The following is a 24,522-nucleotide window of genomic DNA, read 5'->3' on the forward strand; positions in this document are numbered from 1 at the left end:
GCGGCTATCGCCCTAGACCAATAGCGCCAGGATTTCGTTCCAGCGTCCGAGGCGCTGTTCGACCGGCTCCACCAGGTGCGTGTCGGTGACCTCTACGACGTGCCTCCGCAGCCGTTTACCCACCTGGTGGGCGCGTCGCCGCGCGATAGGGGCGGCCACCAATCTGCCCGCGATCCATCCGAGTAGCCCTCCGCCCACGCCGACGCCAAGCAAAGCGGTGGCCAGCGGCAGGTTCCCGAGGGAACCAGCGGCTCCCAGGTGACCGAGCGTGGTGGGGTCCCACGGCAGCCCCAGGGCCCGGGTAATGGCTCCCACCACGAGTAAACCCACCCCGCCCAGCACCGCCAGGAAGCACAACCACTGCCAGGTGCCGAGTGCGCGCCACCCACCGCCGGGCTCCACGTCGGGCAGCGGATCAGCGGCGATCACCCCGTCCAAGGTGTCAGCCACCGGCACTACCCCGGCCATGGCCGCCACCCGCGCTTCCTCCACCAGCTCGGGGGCCACTCCCACCCGGGAGGCCTCGACCAGTTGCCGGGCTGCCCGTTCCACACTGGCAACGGCCAAATGGCTGGGGGCAGGCAGCGAGGTGGCCGCACCGCGTTGCCCGAGGTGCAGGCGATCGACGGGATCGGGCCGCAGGCGGGAGAGCCACCGCACTTCCGGCATGCCGTAATGCCGAGCGGCCCGCCGCAGGTAGGAACGCTGCACGGCGGTCTCGATGAGGGGAATACCTGCCGCCTGGGCCACCGCGTTTTGCAGCTTGGCACGCGCGTTAGCCGATACCTCGGCGGGGCCTGCTCCCGCCAGCGACAACTCACCGCGCACCGCGTGCAGCACCTGGGCGACGTCAGCGTTCAGGCGTGCGGTTGCCGCGTTGCGTTGCCGTCCCAGGTTGTCCAAGACCTCCCGTACCTCGGCGATACCCTGTCCGGTTTGGGTCGAGGTGGTGATCACCTGGTAGGAATCGGCGGGCAACAGGGACCGGAGGTGGCCCAGCAACTGTTCCTGCTCGTTTACCGGGACCTGGTCGATCTTGTTTAGCACCACGAGGGAAACGTCGGCGTGCCGCGCCAAGGGGGTGAGGAAGCCAGCGTGCAGGGAGTAGTCGGCGTATTTTTGCGGATCCATCACCCACACCAGGACGTCCACCACCTCGGTCAGGCGGGCAGCCTCCTGGCGGTTGGCTTGTGCCACCGAATCGATGTCGGGCAGGTCGAGCAAGACGACTTCGTCTCGGCCCTGCAACGGTGAGGACGGCAAGGCCACTGACCGGCTGACCCCCAGGAAGTCGTAGAGACCGGCCACCGCCGGGGAGTCGACGGCCCCTCCCAAAGTCTGGGACGTGGTTGGTCGTTTGACGGAAACCTTGGCGTGCGTCGACTCCGTTAACGCGTTGAAGAGGGAGGACTTGCCAGAACCGGTGGTCCCTGCCAGCGCCACCACCGTGTGGTCAGGTGCCACGGCCCGGCGTTCTTCGCTGCGCCGCAGCACGTCGGCAATTGCCGCCCGGGTGGACTGGTGCAACAGGGTCCCGGCCACCTTGTCCACCTGCCGCAAGATCGCCAACTGGTCATCCAACGTGTGCGTGTCTGGTCTGCCGCGTCGCCACTTCATGAGGTCTCCTCACCAAAAATACCGGCGCGGGCCGCGCTGAGTTCACCCAGCGCAGGGGCCGGATCGTCTAGGTCGTCCAACCGCGCCAAAAAAGGCGACTGTTGGATCCCAAAAAACCTGTCGGCCCGCGCCACGAGATCGGCATGCGCATCCTTTGCCATCTTGCGGACCGCCTGATCGCCGAAGATGCTCTCCAGTACCTTCTGCGCCACCACGGCCGTGCCGCCGGCCACCGCCAGTTCGCCTCCCACGAGCCCGCCCGTAGAGGCAAATACCACCACCATGAGGGCCACGCCGACCGCGTTGATGCCCAGCGACAGGACACGGGCGGCGGCGCGCTTGTCCCCCGCCTCGCTGCGGATGCGTTCGACGATGCCGCGCTGCCAGCCGCGCACTTCGGTCGTCGCCAACGCCAGGCGCATCTCTGCGGTTGGCACCTCCTTGGCCACTTGCTTGCCCAGCTCCTGCAGTCCTGGTTGTCGCCGCCAGGCAGCCAACGCCTGTTCGGTGGCGCGCTCGGCGGCCGCCACCAGCGCCAACTGCAGCGAGTCCTCCAGCGCCTCCTCGGCCTGTTGGGGCTGCGGTTTAGCACGGAACAACGAGGTCAGCTTGTCGCGGGTGCGGCTCAGGAACCCCTCCGCTTGGCGGAAGAACTCGCCGGTACCCACAAACTCGTGCCAGCGACTGAGGACCTCGCCCCGCAGCAACGCCCCGTCGTTGAGGGCCTGCCCGAGTTCGGCGTGCGCGCCCGCAAAAGCCCGCTCCACCTCCGTGCGGGCGGTGGAAATCGCCTCCACTTGGAGTTGTCCGGAGGCAGCCAACCGCGTAGTGACGTCCTGCAGCTGCATGATCGCCCCCCGCAAGGTCTGCCGTGCCACCCCACCCCGCAGGTTGGCGTCACTGACCAGGCCATCAAGCCACTCCCGCAGGCCCGCCACATCGCTGGTGCTGAGCAGACCATCGTCGTCGAGCGTGGTTTCGGGAATGACGAAGAGCGGGGCACCCCCCAAACCAGCCTCGACCAGCCGGGCGGCGAGATCATCCCGAACCAACTCGGTGGTCCCCACGGGGATCCGGTTGAGCACCACGGCCACCACCACGTTACGCTCGGCCGCCGCGTGCAACAGATCCCACGGAATCGCGTCGGCGTAGCGGGCCGCCGTGGTGACAAACACCCACAGATCTGCCGCGGCGAGCAGGTGCCCGGCCAGTTCACGGTTCTCGGTAACCACCGAGTCGATATCGGGGGCGTCAAGGATCGCCAAGCCCGCGGGCAAGCTATCGACCTCCCGCAGGCGTAGCTCCGAGGTGGTGCCGGTGCCGACATCACTATCCTCTCCGTGGACCCGCCGCAGGTCGCCCAGAATGCGGTCGTCAGCGAACCACTGCCCGTCCCCGGGGGCGTGCAACAGCACCGGACGGCGGGTGGTGGGGCGGATCACCGAGGACAGACTCACGACCCGGCCTGCCAGCGAGTTGACGATCGTCGACTTACCCGCCCCCGTCGATCCTCCCACTACCGCCAGTAACGGAGCATCCAGGCGGGCAAACCGCGGAATGATGTAGTTGCGCAGCTGGCCGGTTGTTTGGTCTTGCGCGGTGCGCGCTTCCGTGACGTCCGGCAAAGGCAGCGGGAACGCCAGCGCAGAAATTGCTTCTGCTAGGCGCTCCAATTCCTTGGTCTCCCCCTGTTGCGGATCGGCAGGTGGTTCCTCCGCTTCCACCAGTTCCTCGTCGCTGCTTGCCTCCACCGGGGTGGGCTGCGGCGCGGCGGCTTGTCCCACCGGTGTGTGCGTATCCTCCGCCGGGCTCGGCTCCACCGCTGCCGACGCGTCGGCTGGCGGCGCCTGCTCGCTGGCTTCCGGGGCCGCCTCATCGGCAGTCTCCGCCTGCGACGGCTCAACCTCAGGTGCAGCAGGAGCGCTCGGCTCCGCGCCGCTCGCTGCTGGCACGTCCGTTTCCTCTGGCTCTTTCGTCACTTTTCCACCGCGTTTACTGTCGGCCACCAGTCGCCAGCGGGCGGGCACCACTGCGCCGGATCGGCGGGAACCTGCTCACCTGACCGGATGTCCTTGACCTCCTGTGTGGCGGGGAACCACACGTACGGAATACCCCGTCGGTCAGCGTACTTAATTTGCTTGCCAAATTTGGCTGCCGTGGGACTAACTTCACAGGCAATTCCGCGTGCACGCAGGCTGGCCGCCACCTGCTGGGACTCGTTGCGAGACTCCTCCTCGGTGACCGCCACCAATACAGCACTGGGAACACTGCGGCTGACGGTGACGAGGTCAGCGGCTAGGAGCCGCGACACCAGGCGGGAGACCCCGATGGACATTCCCACCCCCGGGAAGGTGCGCTTGCCTGCCACGGCCAGGGAATCGTAACGGCCACCTGAGCAGATAGACCCCAAGGATTCGTGGCCCACCAAGAACGTTTCGTAGACGCTGCCGGTGTAGTAGTCCAAGCCGCGGGCCACCGACAAGTCAGCCACCACCACCCCCGGGAACTGCTGGGCCGCTTGCGTGAGCAGCGCGCTCAGCTCGGCCAATCCTGCTGCCAGCAAGTCGTTGGGCTGCGCCCCGGCCTGGGACAAGACAGCGTGCACCTGCGCCCCGATATCCGCCGTGCCGCGGATTTTTGCCAAAGCGAGAGCCGCGTCGGCCGCCTGCGGACTGTTGCCCAGCTCGAGCAGCTCGGCGCGCACACCATCCGCCCCTATCTTGGCCAATTTGTCTACCGCGCGCAGGGTCGCCTCCACGTCGTCGATACCGAGCGCTTGATAGGCCCCCTGCGCCGCCTTACGGTTATTGACCCTGATTTCGAACGCACCAATGCCTAACGCTTGCAGCGCACTGGCCATCACCAGCGGGACCTCTACCTCGTGGTGGAAGGCCAACTCGCCGTTCCCCACGACATCGATGTCTGCCTGCAGAAATTCGCGGAAGCGACCGTCCTGCGGCCGTTCTCCTCGCCAGACTTTCTGCATTTGATAACGCCGGAAGGGGAAGGCCAACTTCCCCGCGTTTTCCACCACGTAGCGGGCAAAAGGCACTGTCAGGTCGAAGTGCAGACCGAGGCGGTCCGTTTCTTTCTGGTCCTGGCCCGCTTCCGCCTGCAACCGGGACAGGACGTACACCTCTTTCGAGGTCTCTCCCTTCCGGAGTAGGTCACGCAGTGGTTCCACCGCCCGCGTCTCCACCGCCGCAAAGCCGTGAAGTTCAAACACCCGGCGCAGGGTGTCCAGCACGTGGTTTTCCACGATCCGCCCCGCGGGGAGCCACTCGGGAAAACCAGACAGAGAAGTGTGGGCGATCATCATGTTCGGATTGTCACACGGCAGCGTGCCCCGGTAGGAGACGACACCCCTACGTGGCCACTAAAGCGGCCGAAAACTCACCCCACCCGCCTGGCATAGCGCAGGTGGGCGTTGGTAGCTATCTCTGTGTCCATCGTGGTGGCCGGACCGTGCCCCGGCAATAGACAGGTGGCCGGGTCAATGACCATCTGCAGGGTGCGAAGGGTGGCCAACATGGTGCGCTCGTCTCCGCCTAACAAGTCGGTGCGCCCGACGCTGGAGGCAAAGATCACGTCGCCGGTCAACGCCAGTTGCTGGGCTGTCGTAACGGGTTGCCCGGCAGCATCCTCCACCCCGGTCAGCGTGCACTGCCCCGCGCTTAGCAATACGGTCGAGCCCTCGGTATGGCCGGGCGCAGGCACCGCCACCAGGGGAATCCCCGCCAGCTGCACCCCGCCGCTAAACCACTCGAACCCCATGGCCACCACCTGCTGTGGCCGCTGCCAGGCCCCGAACTCGGTGGCAAAGACATTTGCTCCCGCTGGCAACCCCGCCGTGCCCAGCGGGTCGTCCAGCCGATACAAGTCAGGGCCGGGCACGTACACCGGCTGATCCCCAGCCACCGCGGCAGCATCCCACACGTGGTCGGGATGGCCGTGAGTCAAGATAACGGCCGCCACCTGCAACTCGTGTTCAGCCAGGAACTCAGCGATTTGGGGGGCCGTGGCGGCGCCCGGATCGCAAATCAGTGCCTGCCCGGCCTGCGCCAAGACATAGGTGTTTGCAGCTAACGCCGGGGAGACAAAACGGTGCAAAAGCATGCGGGCAGATTACCGTAGTGTCACCACGGGTCCCTCGATTACCTCTAGACTGGTATTGGCCCGTGTTTCGGGTCACGCGCCCATGGCTTATGCCGTGACCCGGCGTACGGTTTCCGTGCGCCCTATTCGTTAAGGAGTTACCGTGAACGTCGACGCCGACGCACGCGACGAGCAGGCCACCTCGGCCGAGTCCCCCGTCGAGTCCCCTGCCGCGCCAGTTGCCCCCGTGACCGACGAGTCAGCAAGCCCCGTTCCGCCGACCGCGGACGCTGACCCCACCGAGGCTGGGCAGCCCGCCGATGCCACCGAGGCGCTTGCGGAAAGCTCTGCTGCCCCCGCCCCAGCGGACGGCCCAGTGCAGCAGCCAGAGGCCGACGCCAGCCCTTCGCCCGCCCAACTGCGCCCGCTGCGGCGCACCACCCCCGCCATTCCGGCACATCTGGCGGAACAGCCCCTGGATATTGCCGCGGTGGTGCGTGCTTCCCAGTTCGGGCGAGTGGGAGACGACGGCACGGTGTACGTGCGGGAAAAGGGCGGCGAGCGGGCCATCGGCCAGTACCCCGAGGGCGTGCCAGCCGACGCATTGGAGCTCTACGTACGCCGCTACCTCGACATCGCAGCCCAGGTGGAGCTGTTCTCTGCCCGCTTGATGAATATCTCCGAGCGGGAGATTGATCAGACCCTGGCCTCGCTGACCGAAGCGCTGCAGGCACCCAAGGCGGTCGGTGACCTCGACTCGCTGCGAGACCGCCTGGAGCAATTGCGGCAAGCAGCGGAGGACCACAAGGTGGCCGAAAGGCAGCGGCGGGAGCAGGCCAAGGCTGAGGCCTTGGCGGTGCGCGCCTCCATTGTTGAGCGCGCTGAAGCAATCGCCGCCAAGGATCCCGCCAAGACGCAGTGGAAGCAGTCCGGGGAAGCCCTCCGCGCCCTGCTGGACGAGTGGAAGCAAGCGCAACGGTCCGGCCCCCGCATCCCCAAGGGGGAGGAAGACGCCTTGTGGAAGCGGTTTGCGGCTGCCCGCACTGCCTTTGATCGGCACCGCCGCCAGTACTTCTCCGAACTGGACAAGGCGCAGGCAGCGGCCAAGGCCCTGAAGGAAAAGCTGATTGCGCGGGCGGAAGAGCTGTCCACCTCCACCGAATGGCGGGAGACGTCAGCCAAGATGCGGGAGCTGATGGACGAGTGGAAGCGTGCCGGCCGGGCTTCCCGCCGGGAGGACGACGCCCTGTGGGCCCGTTTCCGGGCCGCGCAGCAGGCATTCTTCGACAACCGCAACTCCACCAACCGGGCGATCGATGCCGAGTATGCGGAGAACCTGGCGGTGAAGGAGGAGTTGCTCGCGCATGCCGAGGCGCTGCTGCCGATCACCGACCCCGACGCCGCGCGGGCTGCCCTCCGCCCGATCCAGGACGCCTGGGAAGAGGCCGGACGCGTGCCGCGTGAGCACAAGGCGCGCATCGAGGACCGCATGCGGGCTGTCGAGCGGGCCGTGGCCGAGGCAGAAAACGCTCGTTGGCGGGACACAGACCCGGAGAAGAAGGCCCGGCGCGCCGGCCTGGTCGGGCAGTTGGAGGAGGCAATCGAGGCGCTAGAAGCCGAGCTCGCGCACGCCCGGGCGGCTGGCGACAGCAAGGCCGTGGCGCAGGCTGAGGAGGCCTTGGCGGCCCGGCGTAGCTGGTTGGACCAAATTCGCTAACGGTTAGCAGCGGGGGCGTTATCCACAGGGATAGCGCCCCCGTTGTGGTCTCTGTGAGCTGAGTCCATGCACTTTGCTCCCCTCCTGCACGGTAGCGCCGCCCACGGTGCGATTCGCGACGGTGTGGCCATCCCTATCGGCCCCCAACACGCCCTGCCGTTGGACCTCCTCGGCTCGGGCAGCATTCGCATGCAGGCTTTGCAGCAGCTAGTGGGCAACGCGGTCGCCGTCCTCGGCACCGCCGGGTGGGCACTAACTGGCTACGGCAGCCCCTTTCCACTCCACGTCCTTAGCAGCACCGATGGCAGACCACCGCAGGCATACCTGCATAAGTGGCGAGTGCCCACCAGTGGGATTATCCCGGGCCCGTACGGGCGCTGCACCACTCCCCTGCAGACGCTAGCCGACCTATGTGTGGCGGGGTTGGAGGCCACCTCCTGGGCCCGCGCCCTGGCTGTTAGCTGTGTGGCCGAGCAGGGACCCGCTGCCTGCCGCACGCAGGCCCGCCAGGCCCTGCGGGGTCGTCGCCCGGCCTACCTCGGCCTGCAGCGTCTCGACAGGCTGCTGGCGGAACTCTAACTCTCGTCGGCTTCCCGCCGCCCCGCGAAAGCGCGACGCACGTCGTAGACGCCGGGAACCTTGCGCATTACCTTCAGCACATGCTCCAGGTGGGACTGATCCCCGACCTCGAACGCCAGACGGCCGATGGCGATTTGATCGTCTTCGGCGGTGAAGGAGGCGCTCACTATGTCGACGCGGTTCTCCAGCAAGCTGCGGGTAATGTCGTTCAGCAGGCCCGCCCGGTCCAACGCTTCCACGACTACCTGCACAATGAAGCCACCTGGGCGCTCCAAGTCCCACCGGGCCTGCACCAAACGCTCGGGTTGGTTGGCCAACGCCTCAATATTCTCGCAATCCGCGTGGTGGATGGATATGCCGTTGCCCCGTGTAATGAAGCCGCAGATCGGATCACCGGGCGCCGGAGTACAGCATTGGGCGATCTTCGTCCACATTTCCCCCGGTTTCATGTTCTCGATGATGATGCCTGCCCCGGCTTTGGAACCGTGACGCTTACGGGGCCGCGGAACCGTCGCCTCGGCTAGGGTCTCTTCCGTGCCCGCATCACCACCCAGGATCGCCATCAGCTTGGTGGTGATCGACTCAGCGGAAACATGCGATTCGCCAATGGCTGCATACAGCCCCGACACGTCGGGATAGCCCATCTCCTGCGCAACCGCCAGGAGCGAGTGGTGGGTCATCAACCGCTGAATCGGCAAGTTCTGCCGCCGCAGCATCTTCGCGACCCTGTTCTTTCCCTCCTCGATGGCGTCTTCACGCCGTTCCTTGGTGAACCAGGATTTGATCTTCGAACGCGCCCGCGGGGAGGCCACGAACGCCAGCCAGTCCTCGTTGGGACCGGCGTCCTGGGCCTTAGAGGTAATGACCTCAACAGTGTCACCGTTATCCACCTGTGTGTCGAGGGACACTAGGCGGCCGTTTATCTTGGCCCCGACGGTGCGATGCCCCACCTCGGTATGCACCGCGTACGCAAAGTCCACGGGAGTGGATTGCCGCGGCAGGGCGATCACGTCACCTTGCGGTGTAAAGACATAGACCTCGTTGCCGCTCATCTCGTATCGCAGCGAGTCCAGGAACTCGTTCGGGTCGCCGGTCTCCTGCTGCCATTCGAAGAGCCCTTTCAGCCACGTCATCTCCGACGCTCCAGGGGGGAGGTCCCCTGCCTTGCCGCTTTGTGTTCGCAGCGCCTCCCGCTTGGCTGCCGTCGGATTCGCCTTGTATTTCCAGTGCGCGGCAACGCCGTATTCGGCCCGCCGATGCATCTCGTGCGTCCGGATTTGGATTTCTACCGGTTTGCCCTCTGGCCCGATCACCGTCGTGTGCAATGATTGGTAGACCCCGTACTTCGGCAGGGCGATGTAGTCCTTGAATCGCCCCGTCACCGGCTTCCACGCTTCGTGCAGCTTGCCCAGTACGGCGTAACACTCCCCCACGGTATCGACCAAGACCCGCAGCGCCACCAAATCATAGATGTCATCGAACTCGCGGCCCCGCACCACCATCTTCTGATAGATCGAGTAATAGTGCTTCGGGCGGCCGGTCACCACGCCGGTGATACCGAGGGCGGTCAACTGCTCCTTAATCCGCGACGATAGCTGCTCCAGGTAGGCCTCCCGCTCTGGGGCCCGTCGCTTCACGAGATCTTCAATTTCCTCGTAGCGTCCTGGGTAGAGCTGTTTGAAGGATAGGTCCTCCAGCTCCCATTTGATGGCGTTCATCCCAAACCGGTGCGCCAGGGGGGCGTAAATTTCTAAAGTCTCTTCGGCCTTGGCTTTGGCCCGGCCCGCCTCCATGTACTTCCACGTCCGTGCATTGTGGAGCCGGTCCCCCAGTTTGATCATGAGGACCCGAATGTCCTTGGCCATCGCGATGACCATCTTGCGCACCGTCTCGCCCTTGGCTGCCTGCCCGAACTCGACCTTGTCGAGCTTCGTCACCCCGTCTACCAGCAGTGCGATCTCGTCACCGAAATCCGTTCGCAACTGTTCCAGCGAGTAGTCCGTGTCCTCCACGGTGTCATGCAACAACGCGGCGGCAATCGTGATCGGAGTCAGCCCGATGCCCGCCAAAATCGTGGCCACCGCCACCGGGTGCGTGATATACGGTTCCCCGCTTTTCCGAAATTGCCCGCGGTGGGCTTTCTCCGCTACCTGATAGGCGCGCTCGATCAGCGCGAAGTCGATCGGGCTGCCATCACTGTGTTCCGCTACCGCGTTGGCGATAGGCACCAGGGCAGGCGTGGAGGCGACGGGCACCACCGACTTGGTTGAAGACCCTAGCCCGAATGTCTCCAACCAGCTCCGGCCCCGTCCACGATGCCGGGACATGTCACGCACATCAGCCATTTTCGAATTGTAGCGCTGCCAAGCGCACCTCTTGACGCAGTTTTGCGCAGCGAACACGGAAGGCGGGGCCGCGCTCACGCGCGGCCCCGCCTCGCTGTCAGCTCAGAACTGGACGATCGACTGCACGTCGTAACCGGTGAGCTTGCTACGGCCCTCCAACTCCAACAATTCCAACAGCACCAACACCCCGGCAACCACCCCGCCGGCCTGCTCCACCAGCTCGATGGCCGCTCGGGCAGTGCCACCGGTGGCCAGGACATCGTCAATGATCAGCACGCGGTCCCCGGGTGCCACAGTCTCCGGCCGCAACTCAACCTTCGCCGTACCGTACTCCAGCGAATATTCCACCCCGATTACGGGTCCCGGCAGCTTGCCCGCCTTGCGCACGGTCAGCATGCCGACCTCCAGGGTGGTGGCCAGCGGAGCGGCCAAAATGAAACCGCGCGACTCCAGGCCCGCCACCGCATCGACGTCGTCGCCCACCAGGCGGGCCAACAACGTAATCAGGCGCCGGAAGGCCGGGCCGTCGGCCAGCAGTGGCGTGATATCCCGGAACAGCACCCCCGGCTCGGGAAAGTCTGGAATCTCTCGCAGGTGGGATTGAACCAGCTCGGCCAGCTCGGCGCGCACCTTCGGGCGAATCATCAGGCTCATCGGTTCCTCCGCTTTCGTTTCTTCGGCTGGGCTGCCTGCCCCCGGTGTCCGCCGGGTACCGCCGGGGCGGGGGTGGGGGCAGTCTCTGTCTCGTCTCGTCGGGGGCGCGACCGCACCGGACCCCAAAGGTCCTCCGGCTCACTTTCCACAGTCACGTCGCGCTTGCGCTCGCGCTTAACGGGGCGGACATCGTCGCGTGGCACCGCGGTGGCATGCACCGGCTGCGGCTGCCGCGAACCACGAGACCTCCACACTGCCTCACTGTGGCTGCGCACCGGACCCCGCCGCCATTCCTCCAGCGCCACCAGCACCGGCGAGGCAATAAAGATCGACGAGAAGGTCCCCACGATCATGCCCACGAAGAGCGCCAAGGCGATATCGGTTAACGTCCCGCTGCCCAACAGCAGGATGCCTAGGAACAGAATCGAGGCCACCGGCAAGACGGCGACGATCGAAGTGTTGATCGACCGCACCATGGTCTGATTGGCGGCGAGGTTGACCAGTTCCCCGTAGGTGTGTTGCTGCTGCCCCGCATATCCCCGGGTGTTCTCCCGGACTTTGTCGAAAACCACCACCGTGTCGTAGAGCGAGTAGCCGAGGATGGTTAGGAAGCCAATTACGGTGGCCGGGGTAACCTCTACGCGCGTTAGCGCAAAAACTCCCATGGTGATGAGAATGTCGTGCAGCAGCGCGAAAAGTGCCGCCACAGACATTGTCCACCGGCGGAAGTAGACGGCCATGACTAGTCCGACCAAGACCAGGAAGGCAATCAGCCCCTGCAGGGCTTTGGCCGACACTTCCTTTCCCCACGATGGCCCCACGAAGCTGGAGGCTACCTGGCTTTCTTCCACCTGGTAGGCCTTGGCTAGTTCTTGCCGCACCTGCCGGGTCTGCGCATCACTGAGGGTGGAGCTTTGGATCCGCAGCGAGTCCTGCCCCACATTGGACACCCGGGCTCCCTCCGCTTTACCGACGGCACCGAGCACGTCGTAGGCGGCAGATTGGCTGGTGTTGCTCGCCCCCGAGACGGTGAACTGGGAGCCCCCACGGAACTCGATACCGAGGCTGAAGCCGAGGACGGCGATGACCAAGGCCATAGCAGTCATGAGGGCCAGGCCGATGCCCATATACCAACGGCGATTGCCAACTATCTGGTAGGTCCGCTCCCCGCGGTATAGCTCGTTACCCCACTGCTCATAAGAAAACATTACTCCGCCTCCTTCTCGGCTGCCGCGGCTTCTGCTTGCGCCTTGCGACGCGCAATCCCGGGGCTGCGGGTTGTTCCCCGCCCCGTGTAAACCGGGGCTTTGCTGCCCAGCAGTTTCGGGTTAATACCGGACAACCGGTGGCCGGACCGGAAGAAGTCAAACTTCATGAACAGTGTCATCAGCGGGTGAGTGAACCCAAAGACGACCAGCAGGTCGATGAAGGTGGTCAGCCCAAGTGTGAAGGCAAAGCCTCGCACTCCCCCAACGGCCAGCACGTACAGCACACTGGCGGCAATGATGTTGATGAAGTCCGAAATAACAATCGTTCGTTTGGCCCGCTTCCAGGCCACGTTCACGGCCTGCGGAATGTCGTAGCCGTCGCGAATCTCGTCGCGGATGCGTTCGAAGTACACGATGAAGGAGTCCGCTGTCACCCCGACCGCCACGATCAGCCCCGCCACGCCCGGCAGCGACAGGCGGTAACCCAGCAGCCAGGAGAACAACGTGATCAGCAAATAGGTCAGGACGGCGGCGGCCACCAGCGAACCCGTGGCCACGATTGCCAGGCCCCGGTATTGCAGCAGCAGGTAGAGCACCACAAGCCCTAAGCCGACCAGGCCGAAGAGGATCGACTTAGACAGCTGCTCCGAGCCGAGGGTGGCCGAAATCTGCTCCTCGGACTGGACCTCAAAGTTCAGGGGCAGCGCGCCGAAGTTCAGCTGGTTGGCGAGGGTGGCCGCACTCTGGGCGGTGAAGTTGCCGGAGATGGAGGCCTGGCCGCTGGGAATGACATCATTCATGGACGGCGCGGAGATAACCAGGCCGTCTAGCACGATGCCGAAACGGTTACGTACCGGGTCTGAAGCCCGCAGCTGCACGAGCCGCTGACTGATGGCGAGGAACTGGTCGGTCCCCTCGGAGTCGAACTCCAGCCCCACCTGCCACTCGCCATTGGGGTTGCCGAGATTGTCTTGCCCCATCCCCGAGGAGGCGCTTTGGATGCGCACCCCCTCGATCTCGACCGGGCCGAGGATGTACTTTTCGCGTCCGTCCACCGCGCAGGTGGCCAAGGCACGTTGCGGATCGGCGTCCCCGAAACCCTTCAGATTAGCCACCTGGGTGCAGTCCAGTGCCGCGAAATCCGCTGCCACCTTGTCGGTAATCCACGCCGGGTCGGAAGGATCGGTCGGTTTGGCTGTCGGCTCGTCAGACAGCTCGGTCGGGGCAGGTGACGGACTCGGCGTGGCCGTCGCACTTGGGCCGCCGGCCCCGGGGGCCGCTTGCGCTTGCGGGGCGCCGATGGCCAGCACGGGGCGGAAAGTCAGGACAGCCGATGTCCGGACCAGGTCCAAGGTTTCCTGGCTGGGAGTGCCTGCCAGCGCTACCACAACGTTGGAGCCCCCCTGGCTGGTGATTTCAGCCTCACTGACACCGGAGGCGTCCACCCGTTTGCGGATGACGCTAATGGCCTGCTCGACGTCGGATTCCGTAACCGCAGAACCGTCCGTCGACTTGGGGGTGAGGATCAGCTGCGTGCCGCCCTGCAGGTCGAGGGCGAGGTCCGGGGTGAAGTCGGCGTCGGAACGCCACTTGCCGACGCCGAGGATGCCTGCCAGGGCCAGCAAGGTGATGCAAAAAAGCACCAAGGCGCGCCCTGGGCGCGGCTCGGGGCGGGATGGGCGCACGGCGCCTGCCCGCGAAGATGTGTTGGGCATGAGATGCGATTCTGGTTTGAGGGATTAGGGTTGACGCTCGTCGTTCGACTCGGAGGTCTCGGGCGTATCGTCGAGCGCGGCCTGCTCGTCGGTCGCCGCCTCAGCCTCCTCGTCGAGCAGCGCATTGGCGAACGGCGGATTCTGCACTCGGTCTATCGCCCGGCGGGACCACAAAGTTTCGTCCCCCGAAGGCGACTCAAGCGTGACCGTTTTGCCGTCAATTTCCACGAGTTTGCCGTAGAAACCGGACATTGTCATCACCCACACACCGGGGGTCAACGACGCGTCCAGTTCCGCCTGGCGCCGCGCCTGACTTCTCTTGCCGAAGATCGACAAAAGCAGTAGCGGCAACAGCATCACCAACAAGAGTAGGAGCGGATCCAAAATGTTCTCCCTAGTGGTCGTGGCGCCCCGGGTGGGCACCGGACCAGTCTAGTTCAAGTCCAGTTGCGGCCAGGCTCCCGGACTGGTGGGCGGCGCGGCGAGGCCGAGGTGCCGGTAGGCGGCAGCGGTGGCCGTGCGACCGCGCGGGGTGCGCACGATCAGCCCTTCGCGCACTAAGTAGGGTTCGGCCACAGTCTCCACGGTCTCCGGTTCCTCGCCGACGCTGACCGCCAGGGTGGTAAGGCCCACCGGGGTGCCCGCAAACCGGGTGCACAGGGCGTGCAGTACCGCCCGGTCCAGCCGGTCCAGCCCGAGGGTGTCGACCTCGAAAAGTTCGAGCGCCCCCAGGGTAGCGGGCAGGTCGCAGACGCCGGTGCCGTGTATCTGCGCAAAATCGACCACCCGCCGCAGCAGCCGGTTCGTCACGCGCGGGGTGCCGCGGGAGCGCTTTGCTAGCTCAGCGGCGGCGTCCGCCGTCAGGCTGACCCCGAGTAGTCGGGCGGAGCGGGCCAGGACCTGGGTCAGTTCTGCCGGCGAGTAGTAATCCAGGTGCCCGGTGAATCCGAAGCGGTCCCGCAAAGGCGCGGGCAACAGCCCGGCCCGGGTGGTGGCGCCCACCGCCGTGAACGGTGGCAGCGTCAGCGGGATTGAGGTGGCCCCCGGACCTTTGCCAACCACCACATCCACCCGCCGATCCTCCATCGCCAGGTACAGCATCTCCTCAGCGGTCCGGGCCAGCCGGTGAATCTCGTCGATGAAGAGGACGTCGTTTTCCTGGAGGGCGGACAAGATGGCGGCGAGGTCGCCCGCGTGGGCGATGGCCGGTCCAGAAGTTAACCTGAGTGCGCCGCCGGTTTCGGCCGCCACGATCATCGCCAACGTGGTCTTGCCCAAGCCGGGCGGACCGGAGAGCAGGACGTGGTCTGGGCTAGCCCCGCGGGCGCGCGCAGCGGCCAGCACCAACCCGAGTTGGCGGCGCACCGTCTCCTGCCCGACAAATTCGTCCAGGCGCTTGGGCCGCAGGGCCGCCTCGGCGGCCCGTTCTAATTCGTCGGCGTCGGGCGCCACCACCCGAAACTCATCCACGGCGGGCACTCCCCAAGCTCTGCAGGGCAGCGCGCAACAGGGTGGCGACGTCGGCAGCCGGTTGCGCTGCCACCGCGGCCTGGGCGGCTTGTTGAGCGGGACCGGTTGGCCAGCCTAAGCCGGTCAGGGCTGCCACCAGCTGCTCCTCCGTTTCCAGGTTGCCGATCGGGGCGCTCGGCGCGTCGGCCTGGGCCGGGGCCCCCAGCTTGTTGGCCAGTTCCAGCACGATGCGTTGGGCAGATTTCTTGCCCACGCCCGGTACCCGGGTCAAGGCGGAGAGGTCCTCGGTGGCCACCGCACGCCGCAAGGCGTCCGGGGTATGCACCGCGAGCATGGCCAGCGCGATACGCGGGCCGATGCCGCTAACTGACTGCATGGCCTCAAAAATGTTGCGTTCGTCAGCATCCGCGAAGCCATACAGGGTCAAGGAGTCTTCCCGCACGACCAGCGAGGTGGCCAACTCAGCTGACTCGCCCACCCGCAAAGCCGCCAGCGTGGTGGGAGTGGCGCGCACCGTCAGCCCTACCCCGCCGACCATGACCACGGCGTGGTCCAATCCCACCGCGCAAACGGTGCCCGCCAGCCAGGCAATCATGAAGTAGGCCTTTCGAACATGTGTGCGATTCTAGCGCGGGCGACGGCGCCGTGGATCGACTGCCCCTGTTCGGCGCGCCGCCGCCGCGGCGGCCGCCCACCGCTCTTGGGCGGGGGTCAGCGCAGTGCGGGCGCGCACCGCCCCGGAATGGGTGATATTCACGGTCCCGTCGCTACCAGTGCCCTCAATACCGGTCCCCCGCCACCCGTGACAGATGGCCAGGGCCAAGGCGTCGGCAGCGTCGGCTGGCCGCGGCGGGCCCGGTAGCCGCAGAATGGAGGTCACCATGGCCTGCACCTGGGCCTTGCCCGCCCGCCCGGAACCCGTAACGGCCGCCTTGACCTCACTGGGGGTGTGCAGGGCTAGCGGTAGGCCGCGGCGCGCCGCGGCGAGCATCGCGATACCCGCCACCTGGGAGGTACCGGTGATCGAACGCAGGTTGTCTTGGGCAAAAACCCTTTCCACCGCCACCACCTCAGGGGCTAAGCGTTCAATCCACTCCTCGATGCCGCGTTCGATGGCAAGGAGCCGGAAGTGCGCGGCCAGGTGCGGATCGGAGCGCACCACCCCGACCTCCACCAGGGTGGCCCGCCGCCGCGCATCGACGTCGACGACCCCGAGCCCACAGCGGGTGAGCCCGGGGTCGACACCTAAAACCCGCAACCCTACTCCTCGTCGAGGGCGGCCATCACCTCGTCGGTGGCGGAGAAGTTGGCGAAGACGTTTTGCACATCGTCGCTGTCCTCAAGCGCGTCGATGAGGCGCATGATCTTGCGGGCTCCCTCCACGTCGACCTCAACTTCGGTGGCGGGCACCCACTGCACTTCGGCCGAGTCGTACTCGACCCCGGCGTCCTGCAGCGCGGTGCGCACCGCCACGACCTCGGACGGGCCGGAGACGATCTCGAAGACCTCACCCTGGTTCGTCACATCCTCTGCCCCGGCCTCGAGCACGATTTCCATAATGCGGTCCTCATCCACCCCCTCGGCGGCGGGCACGACGACCACGCCCTTGCGGGAAAAGAGGTAGGAGACACTGCCGGGATCGGCCAGCGAGCCACCGTTCCGGGAAAAGGCGACCCGCACATCAGAGGCGGCGCGATTACGGTTGTCGGTCAGGCACTCCACCAGCACCGCGATGCCACCAGGGCCATAGCCCTCGTACATGATGGTCTCCCAGTCCGCGCCCCCGGCTTCGGCCCCCGAGCCGCGCTTGACTGCGCGCTCGATGTTGTCTGCGGGCACGGAGGACTTCTTGGCCTTCTGGATGGCGTCGTAGAGCGTCGGGTTGCCTGCTGGGTCCCCGCCACCGGTGCGGGCCGCAACCTCAATGTTCTTGATCAGGCGGGCGAAGAGCTTGCCGCGCTTGGCGTCGATGACCGCCTTCTTGTGCTTCGTGGTGGCCCATTTAGAGTGACCGGACATCTAAGCCTGCCTTCCGAGAGAATCCATAAGTAATTTCCGCGCAGATTGTAACGCTACGTGCCGTGCACCTCAGCGACTAGCCGCAGGAAGGCCTCGTGCACCCGGGTGTCGTCACTGACCTCCGGATGAAACGAGGTAGCCAGCAGGTGCCCCTGGCGGACGGCCACAGCCCGCCTGCCTCGGGGGGTTTCGACGGCGGCCAGCACCTGTACCGTCGGCCCGTACTCCTCCACCCACGGGGCCCGGATAAACACGGCGTGGAGCGGTTCCTGCCCGGCCGCTGGGTCGGCCCGGAGAGCGGGAGCAGCCAGCCACGCCTCCGCCGAATCGATTTGCCGACCGAACGAGTTGCGGCGCACGGTTGCGTCCAGCCCTCCCAGGGTGGGCTGGCCTGCCACCCCGTCGAGCACCCGATCCGCCAGCAGGATCATGCCGGCGCAGCTGCCGTAGGCGGGCAAGCCGTCGCGCAGGGCGGCACGCAGCGGCTCCAGTAGCTGGCAGGTCACCAGCAACTTGCCGATCGTGGTCGACTCGCCGCCCGGCAGCACGATGCCGTCCAGGCCCGCCAGTTCCGTCGGCCGCCGCACCAGGCGCACATGCGCGCCAAGCTGACCGAGCATGCGGGCGTGTTCCCGAAAGTCACCTTGCAGGGCTAGTACCCCAATGTTTGCAGTCACTTTGCCTCTTGATCGTCTGTGTGGGTGGTGGACTGGCACTACTGCCCGAGTTCAACCACGTGGGGGCAAGAACCATCCCAGCCCGCCTGCCAAACCTCCAGGAGGTCAGGAAGCTGCCGGGGATAACAAGTATGGCTGCTGGCCCGCAGCTGCGCCACGCTCAGCCAAGCCACCTCATCAACGACTTGCCGCTCGAGCTCCGTCCAGTTGGCGGCCTGCCGCGGGGCAGAGGAGGATAGGTGGTAGAGGTAGAAAACCTCGTCCTGCCGTACCGTGATGGTGGCAAAAACGAATTCGCTGGAACGCGTGAGCACTGGTCCCACCAAGTGCACGGGAGGGACGACGATGCCGACTTCCTCCCGTAGTTCCCGCGCCGCCGCGGCCCGGGGGCTCTCCCCTACCTCGATGCCGCCGCCGATAGTGAACCACCAGGTGCGCTCGGGGCGCACCGCGTCATGTCCGCGCGCCAGCAGCACCCGCCCGTCTTCGTCGAACACCACTACTCGTGCCGCCCGCCGAGACGGCACCCCGTCGGCGTCGGGCACCCACTCGGCGGACAGTTGCTGGCGTTGCAAGCGCGCTGCGAGGCAGTCTCGGGCGGGGGGCTGCCCCTCGGCCGCTGGCTCCGTAAACCGCCCGGCGGGGGCCGCCTGCTCGCTGGCCCCCGCCGGGTGGTGTGGTGAAGCTACCATCCGCGCTCGGCTAACCGGTGGGGCACCGGGATGTCGTCAACGTTGATGCCCACCATGGCCTCACCGAGGCCGCGCGAGACGTCGGCGATGACCGCCGGGTCGTCGAAGAACGTGGTGGCCTTGACGATGGCCGCTGCGCGTTTGGCAGGGTCCCCAGACTTGAAGATGCCGGAGCCGACGAAGACCCCGTCGGCCCCCAGCTGCATCATCATGGCGGCATCAGCGGGGGTGGCGATGCCCCCCGCGGTGAACAGCACAACCGGCAGCTTGCCAGTGGCGGCGACCTCGGCTACCAAGGCGTACGGCGCGGCCAGTTCCTTGGCTGCCACGTACAGTTCGTCGGGGGCCATGGAACGCAGGCGGTTAATCTCGGCCCGAATGGTGCGCATGTGGGTCACGGCATTGGAGACGTCGCCGGTACCGGCCTCACCCTTGGAACGGATCATGGCCGCTCCTTCGTTGATGCGCCGCAGCGCCTCCCCCAGATTCGTCGCCCCGCAGACGAACGGCACCGTAAAGTCCCACTTGTTGATGTGGTTGGTGTAGTCGGCCGGGGTGAGCACCTCGGACTCGTCGATGTAGTCGACACCCAGCGACTGCAAAACCTGGGCCTCAACGAAGTGTCCGATGCGAGCTTTGGCCATCACCGGGATCGACACAGCGTCGATAATGCCGGCAATCATGTCGGGGTCGCTCATGCGCGAGACCCCACCCTGGGCGCGGATGTCTGCCGGCACCCGCTCCAGGGCCATGACGGCCACCGCCCCGGCATCCTCGGCGATCTTGGCCTGTTCGGGGGTGACGACATCCATGATGACGCCACCCTTCAGCATGTCCGCCATGCCGCGCTTGACGCGGTCCGTCCCGACTTGGGGCTCAATGTTGTTCACTTTGCACTCCGCTAGAGGTATCTGGGACTTGTCATCTTACCTTTTGCGTGCCGCTTGCCCTCGGCGCCTGGCAGACACCTGCAACACTCCACCCGCCAGCAGGGCCCCAAGGCTCAGCACCAACAAGAGCAGGCGGGTAAGGTTCACGGGTGCACCAACTTGCAACGGCATTTCGACCCGTTTGAAGGCCCAGTCACTTGCCGATCCAAGGATGACCAGCCGATGCTCACCAGGCAACAGCTCCGGGGGTAGATTCACCTGCCCCCGGACTTGTCCCTCCGCATCGGCCTCCAAGCTGCCTAGGGTCACCGGATGCGAATGAACCCGGACGACAATGCGGCTGTTAGGGGCCAATCCCCTGAGATCAAGCTGGATTTTGTCGCCCGCCTTCGCTGTAATTTCCATCTCGCTGGGCTCAGCACCAGCTGAAGTTGACAAGTCGTGGCGTACCACAACTTCGCTTGGCGCGCTCCACCCAAAGATTTTTTTCAATAACGCACCTAAACCACTATTGGATCGCCGCTCGGGGTAAGAGACGGGCAGCTGCGGCTCCACGCGCTGCGACCAGGCCACGATCGCTTCAGCCCAGGCGTAGTGGCCGTCTTGATTCGGATGAGCAAGCTCATTAAGCCGGTGAGCGTTCGCGAAGGTAACGTCATCGGCGTACCTGCGTATGGCGTCTAGTGCTGCGATGGGCACAAAATAGGGACTCTTATCACAAATAGTGTGCAACGGTTGCGCGAAGTCCACCACATCTTCGGCAAAATATATGGGATACCCTCGCCCCTGCAGCTCTTCGACTGCTTTGCGGGCCGAACCATTCAGCAACCCAAGTAACTGCTTTCCAAATGTGAGCTCTTTAGCAGAAAATCCTAAATCAGTGCCCGCCACCGGCGACATGCACGCTCCCCGATTAGCTCCCCATAACATATCAGGATAAGGGGAAACAATCAGCGGTGCCAGCTTGCCTTTACGGGCGGACACCTTATCTGCGGAGTTTATCTCGTCGAGCACCTGCAGGTACGTATCAACGAGCATACCCTTCGCCTCTTTTGCATCAACAAAGGCATCCGTTACCTTTTGGCCATCGGCAACGCAGTCCCCCATCATACAGCCCTTTACAATATTGGCGAACCCAATATCATTTCCCCCAACCGTAATATACGCAAGTCCGGGCACCTGCGGCAACGCATCCAGCGCAGTTAGCTGCGGCGGCGTATCGTGCTGCGGGGATGCAGTAACTTCTTTTGTCGTGGCACCTGAGCAAGCCACCATCTGCGCGCCCTGCCCCCCGAGCAACATGCCGTAAGCCTGCGGTGAGCGATGACAAGCGTGCAACTCGTCTTCGTATTTACCTATCCCCTCGCCGGAGGAGAAGGAGTCACCCAGCACCACAGTCACTCCGGCGGGCTGTCGCAGAATCTTTCCAGCGTCGCCAATTGCTAACCCACTGTTCACAACCTTGAATGTCCCGTCACTGACTACCGCTCGGCTCGTCGGAGCACTGGCCACCACTCGCCACTCCACCGTCCCGGTTTGTTGCGGCGCTGTGGACATAGTCCAGGTAAGCTCCCTGCTCTGCCCGGGAGCGAGGGCTGGCAGCCGCCGCCGGGGCGCCAAAATAGTGGGTACGATCCGCCTGTTATCGTGTCCCACGAGCAACAAGGAGACCTGCCCCGCACTGACAGCCACATTGCTAGGGTTGGTAACCACGGCAGTCAAGGTGGCAGCCCGTCCAGCTACTATCTTTGTCGGCCCTTTGACCTCAAGCTCTAATGTGGCAGCCTGATAGCGACCAATCTCGGTTCGCAGCGCTTCTGTATCCGCCGCATCTACGTATTGAGCCTCGGTAACCGAGGCAACACATTCCAGCTCCTCCCGCCCTTGGGCAGAAATATCAAAACCGACGGTAGGAATACGCACATCAAAACCGGTCGACACCAACTGGCGCGCTATTTCACAGGGCGGTGGGCCACAGTTTGATTCGCCATCGGAGACGAGCAGAATCGTGGCCGATCTGTGCCCAGCTTTCTGCAATTCCTCCCCTACCTGTTGGAGCGCAGGTCCAGTTGGAGTGTCTCCGTTAGCAGTGAGCACTCTAATAGAGGCGTCAACATCAGTTGGGTCCGGATTGTTGGCAGGATGAAGCCCCCCGTACCATCCTCCTGGACTACAGCCAGACTCATCAGTAAGTCCACCGGGGTATGTCCATAGACTGACCGCACTGTTGCTGTTTCGCAGCAGGTCTGTCATCGCGGCCTTAGCTGCATCCAGCTTATTTTTCCCCTGCCCATCCTTGTCGTTCATCGAACCGGAAATATCGAAGACGATTACGAGCGGCTCACCTGAGCTGCGAGCAGTTCCTGCGACAGCAGATGGAATCTCAGGGGAAGGGGTGGGAGTTGGGGCAGCCAACGCGGCTAGACCGTTCAAGCTCAGGGCCCCCACCAGCAGCCCGAGAACCGCTCGCCGCTGCCAAACGCGCGTCATTTTTCCGTCACCAGCTGATCGATGTCACTATCGGTGCCCTTTACGATTGCATCCGTTAGATAGACATCAGCCCCCGTAGCGGACGATGTCACTATTTCCAGTCGCAAGACACCAGATATATCTACACTGACCGGCGCTAGTTTGCCATACGATACGTCGAGAGCCGCAACTTCTTTCCCATCAGCCAACACCTGCACCCGGGCCGTACTGTCAGCTTTGCCTGTATCTGCTAAGCCGACACCCGCGGACAAGACACTACCGTGTTTCCCCACTAACCATACGGTGCTGGTGGGCTCTCCCTCTCTAGCAGTGCTGCAACGAAGAGCGTCAGGATAGCCCCTGCCTTCAATTGTAACTTCAGATTTGCGGCAGTCACTACGACTGCCCGTGACCTCCGCTGTCTGCAATGTGTGCAAAGCGGCTGAGGAACCTGCCTGTGCGACAGTTACTTCCACCAACGGTGGGAGCGGTTCCCCCGGCGCTGGCTCAACTGCCAGCACCGTTCCTGACCGTTGCGTGAGGTCGAAAGCGAATTTTATAACAGCGTCGCTACCAAGGGCATGCAACGCCTCGACTACCTCTTCCTGGGGCAAACCAACGTAGTTACCCACCACGGCCGATCGTGCTACCGTCAAGTGCACCACAGGCTTACTCTTCTCACCCACCACCGGATCCTGGGCAATCACCACCCCCGGCTCCCCCGCCCACTCCTGCTCGGTGAGCTTAATACCTGCAGGATCGAGTTGAAGGTCTGCCATAACCTGCTTCGCTTCCGCCAGGGACAATCCACGTACGTCAGGCATCAGTAAGTCAGCTTGCTCCTGGAGAGCAGGAACCTCAACGATTTGCGGTTCGGTACGCTCCGCCTGCGGGCCGAAGCGAATGTTGGCTTCCCACCCGGCCACAAATCCGATACCAACCAATCCACAGACTGTTAACCCTAGCGCCACTGCCCGCAGCGAACGTGATTTGCGAGACTTGCCTGTCGGACGAGAGGTGTTCGGAGGCGGTAATTGCAATGGCAACGAGGACGGTTTAGCAAGAGGGATGGAGATAGGACCGGTAGCTTCTTTGCTCATTGTGGCTCCTGGGAGGCTAGGACACCAACAGTCTATTGCAGTCAGCCACTTTTGGGAATGTTAGACAGCTCCGTAGGTACTGGAAACTACCGCTGCCGCACGGCGGCCAGTATGTCCCGCTTGGCCGCCACCGTCGCCAAGTATTTTGATTCCATGTCTCGGAAGTTGGCGGGAATCTGGCCGCTGTTTGCCGTTCGACTCAACAAGGCCAAATTGATGAGGTTGGCGCGAAACTCCCCCAGCTCCTGGGCGACGCGCTTTCCGTGCAAACGCGCCCACGCGGAGGCGGCCCGGCGATGGGGCGCCGAGGTGGTGAGTGCCACTTCCCAGGGAGCAACCCACCCGGCCCGCACGTACGTTTGCAGCTGCTGCGCGACAACTTCCATCTCCCGGTTTTGCAGCCAATGAATAAGCCCCAGCAGGATCAGCAGAATCGGGACTTGGGTGACCAATAGCATGCCGGTGGAGATTGTTGCCGAGTAGTTCCACGCCGCGTGCAGGCTGACTGCCAGCACGTAGCCGACGGGGGCGATCCGCACCCAGGCGCTCCGGGAACAGTGGGCAGCCGCAAACCCAATAGCTATGCCCGTCATCGAGGTAAAAACTAGGTGAATGAAGGGGGAAAGCAGTGCGCGCAGCACGAAAACCTCACCCAGCTGTTCGTTATACCGCACGAAATAGGCAATGTTTTCCATGAAGGCAAAACCTGCCGCGGTGGTACACGCGTAGACCACGCCATCCACGGGCCCGCCGATCGCGCCGCGCCGGAGCCACAGCAGCAGTAACAGGATGAAGCCTTTGGCCGCTTCCTCCACAATCGGAGCCGAGATGACCGCCGAGACAAACTCCCCCTCAGTGCGACTACCGGTACTCTCGGCCACGGAAATGGCGACCGCCGTGTTGAGAAACAGGGAGACGAGCACGGCCACCCCGGCCCCCCAGGCGAAGGTCACTATAAGCAGACTGCGGGGTTCTGGTTCCCACCTATCGACCCAGTTAACTACCCGCAAAACCACCAACAAGGGAATGAGTGCCAAGACGGTGGGCACCAGCAGGGAGATGTTGGTGCTGGACTGCACGATGCCGACGGCCCCCAGCATGGCGAGGAAAGCCACTATCCCGACCACCACTTCGAAGACTCCCAGCACCCCGCCGGGGCGCAGGATGGCGCCTACTGCGGGCGCGCCCCAGTTGGGGATCGGCATGCCGGGGGCGGCGGGCGCAGCGTGCTGCGCCGGCCGCAGATGGGGCGCGGGGCGGTAACCGTGGTGCACG

21 protein-coding genes are annotated in these 24,522 nt (G+C 64.7%); 2 read left to right on the top strand and 19 right to left on the bottom strand.

Going from position 1 to position 24,522, the window contains the following annotated elements; all coding sequences use genetic code 11:
- Window positions 1-12: 12 nt before the first annotated feature.
- From BSZ40_RS02970 to BSZ40_RS02985, 4 genes are all read right to left on the bottom strand, one after another.
- Complete coding sequence (locus BSZ40_RS02970; protein ID WP_073823149.1) at window positions 13-1,617, bottom strand: GTPase; 1,605 nt, start codon at window positions 1,615-1,617, stop codon at window positions 13-15.
- Window positions 1,614-3,596 carry a GTPase family protein gene (locus BSZ40_RS02975; RefSeq protein WP_158020856.1) on the bottom strand — a complete coding sequence of 661 codons (1,983 nt, stop codon included), beginning with the start codon at window positions 3,594-3,596 and terminating at the stop codon, window positions 1,614-1,616. The genes BSZ40_RS02970 and BSZ40_RS02975 overlap by 4 nt, the downstream gene beginning before the upstream one ends.
- Window positions 3,593-4,933 (bottom strand): histidine--tRNA ligase, encoded by a 1,341-nt coding sequence (gene hisS / locus BSZ40_RS02980; protein WP_073823153.1) that lies wholly within the window; start codon window positions 4,931-4,933, stop codon window positions 3,593-3,595. The genes BSZ40_RS02975 and hisS overlap by 4 nt, the downstream gene beginning before the upstream one ends.
- 77 nt (window positions 4,934-5,010) lie before the next feature.
- Window positions 5,011-5,733 carry an MBL fold metallo-hydrolase gene (locus tag BSZ40_RS02985; RefSeq protein ID WP_073823155.1) on the bottom strand — a complete coding sequence of 241 codons (723 nt, stop codon included), beginning with the start codon at window positions 5,731-5,733 and terminating at the stop codon, window positions 5,011-5,013.
- Window positions 5,734-5,875: 142 nt separating this feature from the next.
- Between BSZ40_RS02985 and BSZ40_RS02990 the strand changes: the two genes are divergently transcribed.
- Together BSZ40_RS02990 and BSZ40_RS02995 are read left to right on the top strand one after the other, a co-directional pair.
- Window positions 5,876-7,429, top strand: a complete 1,554-nt coding sequence (locus BSZ40_RS02990) for a DUF349 domain-containing protein (protein WP_073823158.1) — start codon at window positions 5,876-5,878, stop codon at window positions 7,427-7,429.
- Window positions 7,430-7,495: 66 nt separating this feature from the next.
- On the top strand, window positions 7,496-8,008 hold the full coding sequence (locus BSZ40_RS02995; protein ID WP_073823161.1) for a hypothetical protein: 513 nt from the start codon (window positions 7,496-7,498) through the stop codon (window positions 8,006-8,008).
- Here BSZ40_RS02995 and BSZ40_RS03000 read toward each other — a convergent pair.
- From BSZ40_RS03000 to BSZ40_RS03070, 15 genes are all read right to left on the bottom strand, one after another.
- The gene (locus BSZ40_RS03000; protein ID WP_073823163.1) at window positions 8,005-10,353 is read right to left on the bottom strand and encodes a RelA/SpoT family protein; all 2,349 of its coding nucleotides are present in this window, start codon (window positions 10,351-10,353) and stop codon (window positions 8,005-8,007) included. The two genes, BSZ40_RS02995 and BSZ40_RS03000, sit on opposite strands and share 4 nt — an antisense overlap.
- 102 nt (window positions 10,354-10,455) lie before the next feature.
- Window positions 10,456-11,007, bottom strand: coding sequence for an adenine phosphoribosyltransferase (locus tag BSZ40_RS03005; RefSeq protein ID WP_425425635.1), 552 nt, complete (start codon window positions 11,005-11,007; stop codon window positions 10,456-10,458).
- The gene (gene secF / locus BSZ40_RS03010; RefSeq protein WP_073823165.1) at window positions 11,004-12,215 is read right to left on the bottom strand and encodes a protein translocase subunit SecF; all 1,212 of its coding nucleotides are present in this window, start codon (window positions 12,213-12,215) and stop codon (window positions 11,004-11,006) included. Before secF ends, BSZ40_RS03005 begins: the two co-directional genes overlap by 4 nt.
- Entirely contained in the window at window positions 12,215-13,930 is a 1,716-nt protein-coding gene (gene secD, locus BSZ40_RS03015; protein WP_073823167.1) for a protein translocase subunit SecD, read from the bottom strand. The genes secF and secD overlap by 1 nt, the downstream gene beginning before the upstream one ends.
- Before the next feature lie 24 nt (window positions 13,931-13,954).
- The gene (locus BSZ40_RS03020) at window positions 13,955-14,353 is read right to left on the bottom strand and encodes a preprotein translocase subunit YajC (RefSeq protein ID WP_245793789.1); all 399 of its coding nucleotides are present in this window, start codon (window positions 14,351-14,353) and stop codon (window positions 13,955-13,957) included.
- Between the two features lie 9 nt (window positions 14,354-14,362).
- A complete protein-coding gene (ruvB, locus tag BSZ40_RS03025; protein WP_245793791.1) occupies window positions 14,363-15,400 on the bottom strand; it encodes a Holliday junction branch migration DNA helicase RuvB in 1,038 nt (345 codons plus the stop codon).
- A complete protein-coding gene (gene ruvA / locus BSZ40_RS03030) occupies window positions 15,393-15,995 on the bottom strand; it encodes a Holliday junction branch migration protein RuvA (protein ID WP_073823171.1) in 603 nt (200 codons plus the stop codon). The genes ruvB and ruvA overlap by 8 nt, the downstream gene beginning before the upstream one ends.
- Window positions 15,996-16,025: 30 nt before the next feature.
- Entirely contained in the window at window positions 16,026-16,658 is a 633-nt protein-coding gene (gene ruvC / locus BSZ40_RS03035) for a crossover junction endodeoxyribonuclease RuvC (protein ID WP_073823173.1), read from the bottom strand.
- A gap of 2 nt (window positions 16,659-16,660) precedes the next feature.
- On the bottom strand, window positions 16,661-17,419 hold the full coding sequence (locus tag BSZ40_RS03040; protein WP_073823175.1) for a YebC/PmpR family DNA-binding transcriptional regulator: 759 nt from the start codon (window positions 17,417-17,419) through the stop codon (window positions 16,661-16,663).
- Window positions 17,420-17,472: 53 nt separating this feature from the next.
- On the bottom strand, window positions 17,473-18,096 hold the full coding sequence (pdxT, locus tag BSZ40_RS03045; RefSeq protein WP_073823177.1) for a pyridoxal 5'-phosphate synthase glutaminase subunit PdxT: 624 nt from the start codon (window positions 18,094-18,096) through the stop codon (window positions 17,473-17,475).
- A 38-nt stretch (window positions 18,097-18,134) separates the two neighbouring features.
- Complete coding sequence (locus BSZ40_RS03050; RefSeq protein WP_245793793.1) at window positions 18,135-18,788, bottom strand: NUDIX hydrolase; 654 nt, start codon at window positions 18,786-18,788, stop codon at window positions 18,135-18,137.
- Complete coding sequence (gene pdxS, locus BSZ40_RS03055; RefSeq protein ID WP_073823179.1) at window positions 18,782-19,678, bottom strand: pyridoxal 5'-phosphate synthase lyase subunit PdxS; 897 nt, start codon at window positions 19,676-19,678, stop codon at window positions 18,782-18,784. The genes BSZ40_RS03050 and pdxS overlap by 7 nt, the downstream gene beginning before the upstream one ends.
- A gap of 36 nt (window positions 19,679-19,714) precedes the next feature.
- Entirely contained in the window at window positions 19,715-22,168 is a 2,454-nt protein-coding gene (locus BSZ40_RS03060; protein ID WP_084542572.1) for a VWA domain-containing protein, read from the bottom strand.
- Window positions 22,165-23,247, bottom strand: coding sequence for a PASTA domain-containing protein (locus BSZ40_RS03065; RefSeq protein WP_084542573.1), 1,083 nt, complete (start codon window positions 23,245-23,247; stop codon window positions 22,165-22,167). Before BSZ40_RS03065 ends, BSZ40_RS03060 begins: the two co-directional genes overlap by 4 nt.
- An 86-nt stretch (window positions 23,248-23,333) precedes the next feature.
- Entirely contained in the window at window positions 23,334-24,521 is a 1,188-nt protein-coding gene (locus tag BSZ40_RS03070) for a PrsW family intramembrane metalloprotease (RefSeq protein WP_084542574.1), read from the bottom strand.
- Window position 24,522: the final 1 nt, after the last annotated feature.

Origin of the sequence: Buchananella hordeovulneris, from assembly GCF_001907235.1 — a bacterium.
Taxonomy (GTDB): Bacteria; Actinomycetota; Actinomycetes; order Actinomycetales; family Actinomycetaceae; genus Buchananella; species Buchananella hordeovulneris.